Annotated in this window: 8 protein-coding genes; 5 read left to right on the forward strand and 3 right to left on the reverse strand. The window is 59.8% G+C overall.

Features of this window, described 5'->3' with window-relative positions:
- The 3 genes from ABR989_RS08885 to ABR989_RS08895 form a co-directional block, all read right to left on the reverse strand.
- Positions 1-1,008, reverse strand: coding sequence for a BON domain-containing protein (locus ABR989_RS08885; protein WP_428127660.1), 1,008 nt, complete (start codon positions 1,006-1,008; stop codon positions 1-3).
- Between the two features lie 65 nt (positions 1,009-1,073).
- Positions 1,074-1,235, reverse strand: coding sequence for a DUF3309 family protein (locus ABR989_RS08890; protein ID WP_428127661.1), 162 nt, complete (start codon positions 1,233-1,235; stop codon positions 1,074-1,076).
- 45 nt (positions 1,236-1,280) lie between these two features.
- Positions 1,281-1,505 (reverse strand): hypothetical protein, encoded by a 225-nt coding sequence (locus ABR989_RS08895; protein WP_428127663.1) that lies wholly within the window; start codon positions 1,503-1,505, stop codon positions 1,281-1,283.
- A gap of 644 nt (positions 1,506-2,149) precedes the next feature.
- Here ABR989_RS08895 and ABR989_RS08900 point away from each other — a divergent pair.
- The 5 genes from ABR989_RS08900 to ABR989_RS08920 all read left to right on the forward strand — a co-directional run bounded on the left by ABR989_RS08900 (position 2,150) and on the right by ABR989_RS08920 (position 13,136).
- Positions 2,150-2,506, forward strand: a complete 357-nt coding sequence (locus ABR989_RS08900; RefSeq protein WP_428127665.1) for a hypothetical protein — start codon at positions 2,150-2,152, stop codon at positions 2,504-2,506.
- A gap of 127 nt (positions 2,507-2,633) precedes the next feature.
- On the forward strand, positions 2,634-3,512 hold the full coding sequence (locus tag ABR989_RS08905) for a DUF2950 domain-containing protein (protein ID WP_428127666.1): 879 nt from the start codon (positions 2,634-2,636) through the stop codon (positions 3,510-3,512).
- A gap of 212 nt (positions 3,513-3,724) precedes the next feature.
- Positions 3,725-5,545, forward strand: a complete 1,821-nt coding sequence (locus tag ABR989_RS08910; protein WP_428127668.1) for a fatty acyl-AMP ligase — start codon at positions 3,725-3,727, stop codon at positions 5,543-5,545.
- Entirely contained in the window at positions 5,545-11,574 is a 6,030-nt protein-coding gene (locus tag ABR989_RS08915) for a beta-ketoacyl synthase N-terminal-like domain-containing protein (protein WP_428127669.1), read from the forward strand. The genes ABR989_RS08910 and ABR989_RS08915 overlap by 1 nt, the downstream gene beginning before the upstream one ends.
- Positions 11,571-13,136, forward strand: coding sequence for a condensation domain-containing protein (locus tag ABR989_RS08920; RefSeq protein ID WP_428127671.1), 1,566 nt, complete (start codon positions 11,571-11,573; stop codon positions 13,134-13,136). Before ABR989_RS08915 ends, ABR989_RS08920 begins: the two co-directional genes overlap by 4 nt.
- Positions 13,137-13,163: the final 27 nt, after the last annotated feature.

The raw sequence follows: 13,163 nt of genomic DNA on the forward strand, positions 1-13,163 counted from the left end.
TTAATCCCGCAGGCGCAGATCGTCCTGGACCGCGCGCACGCCCGGAACCGAGCGCGCTACCACTGCCGCCTCCAGGTTCCGCGCCCCGGTTGGGACGGTCCCAGTCAGCCGCGCGACGCCGTTCCTCATCTCCAGGCCGACGCCTCTGAACTCATGCTCGTCGAGAGCCTTCCTGACCGCGTGCTGTAGCTCGTCGTCACTCGCGTTCACAGCTTGCTGCTTCGCGCTCGGCACCACCTGCAGTTCGTTCACCACGCGCCTGACTCCGTCCACCTTGAGGGCGTCGGCCTCAGCGGCGCCCTTCGCGTCCTGTGAGGACACAATCCCGAACAGCGTCACCACCCCGTCCCACGAGTCGAGATCGATTTCGAGTCCCGGAACGTTGCTATCGGCCAGCAAGCTCACCCTCACGGCCGACGTGATCCATATGTCGCGGGCGGTGTCCCAAGCTCCGTATCCCGACCTGGGCGGCTGCGGCGTGGGCGCGCGCCAGATCTCCGCATCGGCCAGAGTGTCGGGACTCTGGATCTCGCTGGCGACCCGGCGGACACCTGGCACCGCGGCCGCAACCTCGACGGCGCGCAGGTGAGCGCTCAAGGTTTTTGCCGTGCCGCCCAGTAGCACGACGCCCTGGTTCACGGACTGCACAACGATATTGCTGCTCTTGAGTGAACGATCGGCCTGTAACGCCTGTTCGACCCGCTGCTTGAGGTTGTCATCAGACACTTGCATCGCCTTCTCATGCTGCGGGGCGACCACCTGTAGCAGGTTGCGCACGCCCTTAACGCCGTCGACTTTCCGAGCGATAGTCTCGGCCTTCGCCTTCTCCTCGGCGGAGTGCACCTTGCCGTACAGAGTGACTTGGCCGGCGATGGTGTCCACCTTAATGGCCGTCGCGCTCACGCCCTCGGTGGTCAACAGGGCCAGTTTGATTTTGGTGGTGATCCAGGCGTCCGGGGTCGCCGCCCCGGCCGGCGCGGCCAGCGCAGCGCCAAGCACCACAGCCATGACACTGTACCTAATCCACATCCACGATAGTCGCTGCATGATACTTCTCCTTAGATCGACAACGTTCACCGTATGAACCCGCCACCCATCACGATCCAGATCACCAGGACGATCAGCACGATGGTCAGCAAGCTCATTCCGCGCGGGCCGTAGTAGCCACCGCGGTAACCATAATAGCCACCGCCGCCACCGAAGAGCAAAATCAATAAGATGATCAGGAGCAACATAAGCAAGCCTCCATAGAGATCGAATTAGAACAAGTGCGCTAACTGTCAGCGCCTCTGGTAAAGCCCTGCGCCGATGAGAACGACGCCTAAGACAAGCGCGCCGGCGCTCAAAGCCTGAGGAACCACGTGCGTAGATTGCTCGGTGCTCTGGACTTTAAGAGCGCCCAGGTTTACAACGTCCTTGGTTTCTGAGGTTGTAAATACCGGGATGGTTAGTCCCAAAATCCCTAGCAACGCGAGCAGTGTACCCAGCCATACAATCGATTTCATCAGTATTGCTCCTTAATGCGGCGGGCCTACTGCTGGTTGCAGCCGGTCTTGCAGGCGGCGTATGCTGTGAGCAGCATCAACAAATTAAATGATATCTCGCCTGGGCGCGACATTCGCGCGCGACCCTGCCTTGCGGCGGCCTTGGTTTTGATGCTGGAAACGCTCGATGCTTAGTAGAGCCATGCTCAAATCCCACTAATATTCGGTCAGAAACGCGCGGCGCCGGGGATCAATTAGCAATCCTTACGTTAGCTGAGTTATAGCGCAAGGCCATGGATTTTTGACATCCAGATAGCCAAGGCGTGGTTCTCTAAAGAACCAAACCGGGAACGTATCGCAAGATTTCCTTTCCTTGAACAATCCGTGGCGATAAATTTATTTTCAACGCCCGCTTGCTCGAGCAGGCCCTTTATTCCTGGTTGCTGTTCACCGAGGGCATCTGACCCGGTGGCTCTTTGGCGGCATACTGCGGAGGGTCGCGATGCTGCCATCGCGGGTCAGATAATGACGTGGGTGAGGAAGAAGTTTGTGCGCAATCGATTGGAAACACCGTGAACCAAAACCGCGCAAACTCTTGCCGTGGGAAGCGGTCGGGGCTATAAGCCGAGTTGAAATCAGAGGGTAAAATGGAAATCGCGGTCAAAATGAAAATGGGAATTATCGGCAGTCGGAAAGTGACGATCCTCGGAGCGCTGCTCTTCGCAACTCTGGTGGCGGGTTGTTACGGCCCCGGATGGGGAGGCGGTGGCGGTTGGTGGGGCGGGGGACCGGGCTACTACTCGACCAACGTCTACCGGGGCTACGGCGGCTATTCGCACCCTGGTTGGTTCGGCGGCTATCCTTCCGCGCACGACACTTGGGCTGCGAGCACTCGCGGGCGGACCAGCTATGGTGGCGGAGGCGGCGGCCATGCCAGCGCTGGCGGAGGAGGCGGACATGCCAGCGGTGGAGGCGGCGGCGGGCATGCTGGGGGCGGTGGAGGCGGCAGTCATGGGCGCTAATCGTCGATCGCGGGAAGAAGCAATGCGTCAACCAATAGATGGTAATCGAAGAAGCACGGCCGCTTGGCTGGCTCTGTGGGTCCTGTCGGTCTGTTTCGTACTTGGGTTTTGCAGCGCCCGGACAGCCTTGGCACAAGAGTCCGGCCAGAAGACCTTCAGTTCGGCTGCGGAGGCGGCCGACGCTTTCGCCGTAGCCGCACAGAATAACGATGAGGCGGCGATGCTGGCGATTCTGGGGCCGTCCGCAGGGGACCTGATTTCCTCCGGCGATCCGGTCGCCGACAAGGAAAGACACGATACTTTTGCCGCCAAGTATCGTGCGTCGCATCAGTTTGCCGGCGCTGCCGATGGACGAACCTTCCTCTACATAGGCGCCGAGAATTGGCCGACTCCGATACCGCTGCGGCAAAATGGATCGCAGTGGTACTTCGACACTGATTACGGCAGGCAGGAGATTTTATTTCGGCGAATCGGCTCCAATGAACTGGACGTGATCAAAGTTTGCGGTGCGATCGCCGACGCCCAGCGAGACTATTACGGCGCGCTGCACGACGGTGCCTCGGAGCATCAATACGCTCAGAGGTTCCGTAGCACGGCAGGAACGCAGGACGGCTTATACTGGGAGGTCAAGGCGGGCGCGCAGCCGGACAGTCCTCTCGGTCCCCTGGTCGCTGAAGCGGCTAGCGAAGGCTATCAGCACACCGGCCAACCGCATCCCTTCCACGGCTACTTTTACCGGTTGCTGACCAGTCAAGGAGCCAACGCGCCGGGTGGCGCCAAAAGCTATATCGTCGCGGGCAAGATGACCGGAGGATTCGCGCTGCTTGCCTATCCTGCCAGCTATCGCGACTCTGGAGTGATGACCTTCATCGTCAATCAGGACGGTCAGGTCTATCAAAAGGACCTCGGTCCCAATACCGGCCAGATAGCCGGAGCGATGGCGGCGTACGATCCGGATGCGACGTGGCAACCAGCGAACAAAGCGACCGTTGCCGCGTCCAAATGAGAAAAGGATCGATCCTTGGTGAGAATCCACATGTGACTGAAACGGGATGATCCTCCTTAGAGTTTCGCGACCAGGGGTCGCCGAGCGGCTGGCCCGATTTGAGTGGGAACATCTGGTTGTTGGCCAGGCGCGGTGCCTCTTTGTGCGTGTGGAGCAACAAAATAAAGCCGCGAACATGCGCGTTGCCTAGCGAGTTCCCCGCACAGCTACAGATGAATCGAACGGCTGACAGTCGAATCGGCGAAGTTTCTAATCTCGTCGAACTTCTTCGCTGGCGCGCGCTCCAGCAGCCGGAGCAGCGGATGTACGCTTACCTGGTTGACGGAGAAATAGAAGGAGCGCATCTGACTTATGGGGCATTGGACAGGCAGGCACGGGCTATCGGTGCGCTGCTCCAAAGCTATAGAGCAAGGGGGGAGCGCGCACTGTTGCTGTATCCGGCAGGTCTCGAGTTCATCTCCGGCTTTTTTGGATGCTTATATGCTGGGGTAATTGCCGTTCCGCTGCCTCCGCCGAATATGGCCCAGCCGCAGCGGACTGTCCCGAGGCTTCGCACCATCGCAAACGATGCTCAACCGATGCTCGTGCTGACCACGTCATCGATCCTCTCCAAAGTTGAAGGCTTGTTCGCGCAAGCTCCCGAGCTACGAACGCTGCATTGGTTGGCCACCGACAAGGTTATCGGCGGCGCGGCGGATGAATGGCAGGACCCTGCGGTGACCGGCAACACGCTGGCTTTGCTCCAATACACTTCGGGCTCTACCGCATTACCGAGGGGCGTAATGGTCAGTCACGAGAACCTTATCCAGAACTCAGCCCACATCAGCCAGGCATTCGAGATTGCGCCGGATACTGTATCAGTGACATGGTTGCCGGTGTTTCATGACATGGGACTTACCAATGGAATTGTCCAACCCATATGCGGAGGAGGACGTCAGTGCATTCTCATGCCCCCACAATCCTTTCTTCAGCGGCCGTGGCGGTGGCTTCAGGCTATTTCGCGCTACAAAGCCACGATTAGTGGAGGCCCCAATTTCGCGTATGAAATGTGCGCTCGCAAGATTACTCCGGAGCAGCGCCACGGTCTCGACCTCAGCAGTTGGAAGGTGGCCTACAACGGTGCCGAGCCGGTCCGTGCGGACACTCTGAAACGGTTTGCCGCGGCTTTTTCATCCTGCGGTTTCCGACCGAACTTCTTCTACCCGTGTTACGGCCTCGCTGAAGCCACGTTGATCGTTTCGGGCGGACTTTTGAAAGAGGAGCCCGTTCTCTGCACAACGCGGGTGGCAGCGCTCGAGCACAACGGCGTCGCGGAGGCCTCGGACGCCGCGCAGAATGCACGGACACTGGTTGGATGTGGGCGCGCGATGGCCGATACGAAGATTGTTGTCGCCCATCCTGAATCGATGACCGCTTGCGCGCCCGATGAAGTCGGGGAGATTTGGGTATCAAGTCCGAGCGTGACTCAGGGCTATTGGAACCGGCCACAGGAAACCGAGCGCATCTTCCACGCCTACCTCGCAGATACTGGTGAGGGGCCGTTTCTTCGCACCGGAGACCTGGGATTCTTGAGAGACGGCGAGCTATTTATCACCGGCCGGCTGAAGGATCTGATCATCATCGGCGGCCGCAACCTTTACCCCAACGACATCGAATTCACGGTCGAACAAAGCCATGCGGCAGTACGGCCGGGGTGTTGCGTCGCGTTTTCAGTCGATGTCGCCGACGACGAACGTCTGATCGTCGCAGCCGAAGTGGAGCGCCGCTACCAACCGGAGCAGCACCAGCTCAACGGCGAATCGCGCGATCATTCACACGCGAGCAACCGGAACGGGCGGTCTCCAGCGGACCTCGACGCGGTGGTTCGGACCATTCGCCGCGCGGTCGCAGAAGAGCATGACGTGCGAGTCCATCAGGTCGTGCTCCTCAAGGCTGGAAGCATTCCGAAGACTCCCACCGGCAAGGTTCAACGTCGTGTTTGCGAAGCCAGGTTTCGGGACGGGACGCTGGAACAGTACGCGAAGAATAAGTAATGGCCGGAAATCAAATTGACGGCACTATCCGGCATGACGCGGAGCAAAATGGACGCCGCGAGAAGGGCAATCCCGCACCCGGCGCGGAAGCGATCCAGGCCTGGCTGGTATCCAAACTTTCCGAACTGCTGGAAATCGAAGCGAACGAGATAGACGTCGGGGAACCATTCGCCAGCTACGGACTGGGATCGACGGAGCTGGTCAGTCTCTCTGGTGAACTCGCAGAATGGCTGGGACGACAGCTTCCGGCCGAGTTGGCATATGAGTTTCCGACCATCGAAGCTCTCGCCCGCGGCTTGGCGGACTCATCAAGCCCGTCGCAGCCGGCCGCCGAGGTGAGCCGGGTTCGGGAGGCTAATGCCGAAGCGATCGCAATAATTGGGATCGGCTGCCGCTTTCCTGGCGCAAAGGACGCGCGAGCTTTCTGGAATCTACTTCGCAACGGAGTGGATGCAATCCGGGAAGTTCCCGCGCAACGCTTCAACCTGCACGATTTTTACGATCCCGATCCCGCGGCCCCGGGCAAAATGGTCACGCGCTGGGGTGGTTTTATTGAGCAGGTGGAGCAGTTCGATGCGCACTTCTTTGGTATCTCGCCGCGAGAAGCCGCACGCATGGACCCGCAGCAACGCCTGCTGCTTGAATTGGCCTGGGAAGCGCTGGAAGACGCCGGACAGGTGCGGGAGCATCTCGCGGGCACGCCCACCGGCGTGTTTATCGGCATCTCGAACAACGATTACGGCCGGATTCAATTCAATGATCTGGATCGTATTGACGCGTACGCGGGGACGGGCAATGCCCTGAGTATTGCAGCCAACCGTATCTCCTACGTATTTGATTTCCGGGGACCGAGTATTGCGATCGACACTGCCTGTTCATCGTCACTCGTTGCGGTCCACCAAGCCTGCGGCAGCCTGAGAAGCGGAGAGTCCACTCTGGCATTGGCCGGGGGCGTGAACCTGATCCTGTCGCCGGCGATTACGATCAATTTCACGAAGGCGGGAGCAATGGCGCCCGACGGGCGCTGCAAAGCCTTCGATGCGCGAGCCAACGGCTACGTTCGCAGCGAGGGCGCCGGGGTCGTTGTTCTGAAACCGCTATCGAGAGCCTTGGCCGACCGCGATCCAATCTACGCCGTCATTCGCGGGAGTGCCGTGAATCAGGACGGACGCAGCAACGGCCTGATGGCGCCAAATCCTCAAGCCCAGGAAGCGGTTCTGCGAGAAGCCTATCGGTGGGCCGCGGTCTCGCCGGGCGACGTTCAATACGTCGAGGCCCATGGCACGGGCACACTGCTTGGCGATCCAATCGAGGCGAAAGCCTTGGGCGCGGTGCTTGCTCTCGACCGTCCTCTTAAGCGCCCGTGTCTCCTTGGCTCGGTCAAAACCAACCTGGGTCACCTCGAAGCCGCCGCCGGTATCGCTGGATTAATCAAGGTGGCGCTGGCGCTTCAGCATCGCGAGATCCCACCGAGCCTGCATTTCGAGGAACCCAACCCTCATATTCCTTTCGATCAGCTCCCGCTGCGCGTGAACACGACGCTGTGCCCATGGCCTGCGCTGCCGGATACAGCCCTGCTGGCCGGGGTGAGTTCATTCGGTTTCGGTGGAACCAACGCCCATGTGGTTGTGCAAGGGGCTCCCACCCTCGATTCGGAAATGCATGCTGCGCAGCGCGAGAACGCAAATCGCGATGCCACGTGCACATACCTGCTGCCCTTGTCGGCACGCAGCGCGCCGGCTCTGGAATCTCTCGCGCGAAGCTACCACGATTTCCTGATTGATCCGGAGTTGACGGCGCCGCCCTACGACATTTGTTACACGGCTGGCGCGCGGCGAAGTCATCACGAGTACCGGCTGGCCGCGACGGGCAATTCAGCAGCGCAACTGGCGGATGGGCTTGAGACTTTTATCCGCGCAGAGGTTTGTCCAGAACTGTCTTCTGGCCGCAAGCTTTCCGATCGCCGGCGAAAACTGGTCTTTGTATTTCCAGGGCAGGGTTCCCAATGGTTTGGGATGGGGCGAACGCTCTTGCAGCAGGAAGCGGCCTTTCGAGAAGCCGTGGAACGCTGTGACCGCGCGATGCGGCCCCACGGAGACTGGTCCTTGCTTGCAGAACTCACAAGCACCGATGCGGCCGACTCCCGGCTGAACGAAGTCGACGTTCTGCAGCCAGCCCTGTTTGCGATTCAGGTGGCGCTTGCGGCGCTATGGCGTTCATGGGGTATCGAGCCGCACGCGGTGGTGGGCCACAGCATGGGCGAGGTCGCGGCCGCTCACGTCGCGGGCGCGCTAAGCCTCGAAGATGCGGCGCGGGTGATATGCTGCCGCAGCCGTCTTGTGAAGCCGACTATTGGTCGCGGAGCAATGGCTGCTGTGGAGCTTTCGATCGATGACGCGCGGCGCGCGTTGGCCGGCTATGAAGATCGGGTATCGATCGCCGTCAGCAACGGTCCCACTTCGACGGTTTTGTCAGGAGATCCCGCGGCGCTGGAAACAATCGTGAGTCGAATGCAGCATCAAGCCATCTTCTGCCAAATGATCAAGGTTGATTTTGCCGCTCACAGTCCGCAGATGGAGCCGATCCGCGCTGATTTGGAGCGCGCGTTGGAAGGACTACAGCCCCGACCCGCATCGGTGCCGATCTACTCGACAGTAACCGGCCAGGTTGCCGACGGCTTGAGCTTCGACCCGCTCTATTGGAGCAGGAATCTCAGAGAGCCTGTGCTCTTTTCAACTGCGGTTCAGCAGTTGCTGAAAGATGGACATGACATTTTTCTTGAGGTCAGTCCGCACCCTATTCTCCTCAGTAGCATTCAGCAGGGATTTCGTCATGCCGGGATAGAAGGCGCGGTAATCGCGTCGTTAAGGCGCGAGGAAGACGAAGGCAAAGTGTTGGCTCGGTCGCTGGGGATGCTTTACACCCTGGGACATCCAATCGAGTGGAGCCGCATCTATCCCCAGCGCGGACGATCCGTTCAGCTTCCGTCCTACCCGTGGCAGCGGGAGCGTTGTTGGATGGACACGCCAGCAGGCGAGGTCGGTGGTCAATCGCGATCGCAGTACGTCTCGAGCGATGGCGCGGAGAAGCATTCTCTTCTCGGCCGGCATTTCAAATCGGCGCAAACGGAAACCCACTTCTGGGAGAGCGCTCTGGACAGGAGCGCGCTATCTTACCTGGATGACCATCGCGTCGAAGGACTCGCGGTACTCCCCGCCGCGCTCTACGTGGAGATGGCGTTGGCGGCCGCCACTGAGGCGTTTCCGTCGCGGTCGTTTGTGCTGAAAGATGTGGAATTTCAAAAGGCGCTCTTCATCCCCGACGGCGGAACTCGGACGCTCCAGGTGATCCTCTCTCCCGGCGCCGACGCGGCGGCATCCGTTCATATCTACAGTTGCCCGCACGATGTAGAGCAAGCCAATCGATCGTGGACGCTACATGCGACAGCAAAGGTTTGTCCTGAGCCAGACAATGGAATTCCCGCGGCCATCGAGCAGGAAGCGCTCGCGGAGGTCCAGGCTCGATGCTCGGAACAGATCTCCGGACAGGACTACTATATGAGGCTTCGCGAAAGTGGTGTCGACTATGGCCCCTCTTTCCAGAGCATCACTCAGTTGTGGCGATGCAACGGAGAAATGCTGGGTGAAGTGAAAGTCCCCGATGGACCGCATGGAGAGTTCGACGCCTGTCAATTCCATCCGGCCCTTCTGGACGCTTGCTTTCAAACCCTTGGAGCGGGTGTAGCCGCTCAGGCGACGAGAAACGACGAACAGGGCACCTATATGCCCACTCATATAGATGAGATTCGGGTCCATGGTGGCCAGGGTTTGCATCTATGGAGTCACGCCCATCTGCAAGCACCCGACGCCTACAGCATCAAGGGAGACGTGCGGCTCCTGGATGAAACTGGCCATGTGGCGGTCGAAATTGTCGGACTGCGCTTCGATAGCATCGGCAGCGATACAAAGCGTGCCGCCGATGAGAACCTGGACGACTGGCTCTACGAATTCCAGTGGCAGCCAAGAGAGCGTCCGGATGAACAGCCGGCCCCGGAAGGGTCCGCGCCAGCCACTAGCGGCAACTGGCTTATCTTTGGGGACAGCAGCGGCGTCGGAGAAAAGCTTGAAGCACTGATCAAGACACAAGGAGACGGCAGCGTTCTGGTCACTCGCGGTGAATCGTACGAGCGCACGGACGGCCGGCATTTTCGCATCAATCCTCGACGGCCGGAGGACATCCGACAGCTCCTCGAGGCGGTGTTGGCGCCCGATCAGCCAATCTGCCGCGCGGTTGTCCATCTCTGGAGTCTTGATGCTCCTCTTCCAGAGGAGAGCACCGTAACTTCGCTGAAGACAGCTCAGACTCTTGGCTGTAGCAGTGTCTTACAGTTAGTCCAGGAGCTGGCTCGGGTCGAACGGAATCACTTACCCCGCTTGTGGCTGATCACGCGGGGATCTCAATCAGCCGGCGAAGAGACCTTGCCCCTGGACCCAGCCCAGTCGCCGCTTTGGGGATTGGGTCGCGTTGTCGCTCAGGAGCATCCCATGTTCTGGGGAGGACTGATGGACCTGGAACCCGGGCCTTCGGTTGCCAAGGACGCCGCTCATCAGTTGTGGAAAGAAATCACCGCTCCAGACGGAGAGGATCAGATTGCGTTCCGGCAAGGTCGGCGATACGCAGGCCGCTTGATCCGCAAACCTCGCTCGGCCACGGAGCCCGCTCCCCTTAGCTGGCGCACTGACGGCTGCTACTTGATCACCGGTGGACTGGGAGACCTAGGCCTTTCGGTAGCCCGCTGGATGGTGGAGCAAGGGGCCCGGCGGTTGATCCTTATGGGACGCACCAAGCTTCCGCCACGCGCGCGATGGAACTCAGCCGAAGCGGAAAGCCGGCTGGCCCGTCAAATTGCCGCGATTCGTGAGCTGGAAGCCCTGGGAGCGTGCGTTCATCTTGCTTCGGTGGATGTGGCTGATGAGGGACAGTTACGCGCCTATCTAGATGAGTTTCGAGCTGAGGGTTGGCCGCCTATTCGAGGCGTAGTGCATGCGGCGGGAGTACTGCAGGACGGACTGCTGGTGCAGCTCGACGCAGCCGCACTGGATTCGGTTTTGCGGCCCAAGATGATCGGCGGCTGGCTGCTGCATCGGCTCCTCAAAGACGACCCCCTGGACTTTTTTGTACTCTTTTCTTCCGCGGGTTCCCTCCTGGGCCAGCCTGGCCAGGGGAACTATGCGGCAGCAAACGCTTTTCTCGATGCGCTGGCTCATCATCGAAGAGCCCTGGGCAAACCGGCGCTGAGCATCAACTGGGGAGCGTGGAGCGGATTGGGCTTCGCGGAAACGCCCGGAGGAAAGCGCCTTGCCGCGCGCCTCGCGCTGGCGGGAATCAGGAGCATCGCACCCGCGCAAGCGCTGGAAGTGATGGAACGACTGCTACGTCAAGGCTCGACCCAGGTCGCGGCGGTGCCCGTTGACTGGGCGCTGTATCGCCAGTTTTATCCGGCGGGAACAGAGTCACCGCTGCTCTCTGAACTAGCACGTGAGGAAGCCGACACCTTAGCCCAGGCGGGTCATCCCGGCGAGAAGAGGAATACGATCCTTGCCGCTCAACCAGCGGAGCGCCTCCAGTTAATCCAGTCCTACTTGACTGAGCTAGTGGCTCGTGTGCTAGGGCAGTCAGTATCCAAGCTGGACGTACAGCAACCGCTCAGCAATCTGGGACTGGACTCCTTGATGGCAGTCGAGTTGAAGAACCGGATCGCGGTAGAACTGGGAGTGAACGTGCCGATGGTCACGTTTCTTTCGGGACCCAGCGTCGAACAGGCTGTGCCGCAACTGCTTGATCTGCTTACGTCCGAGACTCCTGGCTCATCAGCGCCTCTCGCCTCGGCAAATGGTCATCTCCAAGGGCAGCAAGGAAACGGCGGCATCGATGACCAGTTGTTGGAGAATCTTGACCAGTATTCGGATGAGGAAGTGAATTCGTTGCTCACTGAGCTGTTGGCCAAACAGGAAGTCAGTGAAAAGTGAATAGCAGCATTTCACAGCGAATCGCCGATCTTTCACCTGGCGAAAAGCGGGCCCTCCTTGCCCAGCTTCTTCGCAAGCAGGCGAGCAACTCCAAATTAATTTATCCCCTCTCGTATAATCAGCAGGGCATTTGGTTTCTTTATCAACTGGCGCCGGAGAACGCGGTTTACAACGTCAATTTTGCGGCGCACATCTCGTCCGAGGTAAACGTTCCGGCACTGCGACGCGCGTTGCAGAGCTTGCTCGACCGCCATCCTTCGCTTCGCACTACTTTTCCCGCACACGCCGGCAAGCCGGTCCAGCAGGTCCACGAACACCTGAAGGTCAGCTTCGAGGAAGTGGACGGCTCGACCTGGAGCGGCGACGAACTGAAGGCCCGACTGCTCGCGGAAGCGTATCGCCCGTTTGATCTGGAACGAGGGCCATTGCTACGAGTGAGCCTGATCAGGCGGTCGGCACGGGAGCATATTCTTCTGCTGGTCGTGCATCACATAGCGATCGACTTCTGGTCTCTGGCAATACTTTTGGATGAACTCGGCGTCCTATACCCGGCGGAAAGCGCCGGCGTGAAGGCCCATCTACCTCCTCTTGATTTGCAATACACTGACTATGTCCGTTGGCAGGCCGAAATGCTGGCAGGCCCGGATGGAGAGCGGCTGTGGGCATACTGGCGGGAGCAATTGGCCGGGGATCTACCGGTACTGAATCTTCCGACCGACCGGCCGCGTCCCGCGTTTCCGACTTATCAAGGGGCATCGCACGACTTCACTATGGACGCGGAGCTGAGCTCCGGGCTCAAGGCTCTCGCCAAGGCTCATGGAGCGACGCTGTACATGGTGCTTCTCGCGGCGTTCCAGGTACTGTTGTCCTACCATAGCGGCCAGGAAGACCTATTGGTGGGAACTCCCATGGTGGGCAGGAGCCGGGCCGAGTTCGAAGGTATCGTCGGCCTTTTTACGAACCCCGCAGTCTTAAGGGCGAATCTCTGCGGGAACCCTGCGTTCGCGGCATTTCTTGGCCAGGTTCGCCACACCGTGCTGTCTGCTCTCGAGCATCAGGATTACCCCACCGTTCTATTGGTTGAGCGCCTGCGGCCGCCCCGCGAACTCAGCCGCCCACCGCTGTGCCAGGCGATGCTCGTGCTCGACAAGCCCCACCGAATGGCGCAACCAGGCGCGTCTCCATTTGTGGCGGCCGAGACAGGGCTGCGCATGAATCCTGGGGGACTTGTTATGGAGTCGGTGGCGCTGGAACGCCGGGCAGCCACTCTCGACGTGGTGTTGTTGATAATCGAGACGCAGGAATCGCTTGCCGCTTCGATGCGGTACAACAGCGACCTGTTTGATAGCGCGACCATTGGCCGCATGTCGGAGCATTTCGAAACACTTCTGCGTCGCATACTTCAAGAGCCAACCGCCAGACTGGATGCGCTAAAGCTAACGCTCGCTAAGGCGGACCGGCAAGAACGGATGAACGTCCGGAAAGAGCAGAAGGAAGTCAATATTCAAAAGCTGAAACACGTCAAGCGCAAGAACATCATAACGTCGCAACTGAGCAGCTAAGCCGTCGCGCGAAAGTAGAACTACACG

The sequence above is a fragment of the Binatus soli (SeqCode) genome, assembly GCF_050015535.1.
GTDB classification, from domain to species: domain Bacteria; phylum Desulfobacterota; class Binatia; order Binatales; family Binataceae; genus Binatus; species Binatus soli.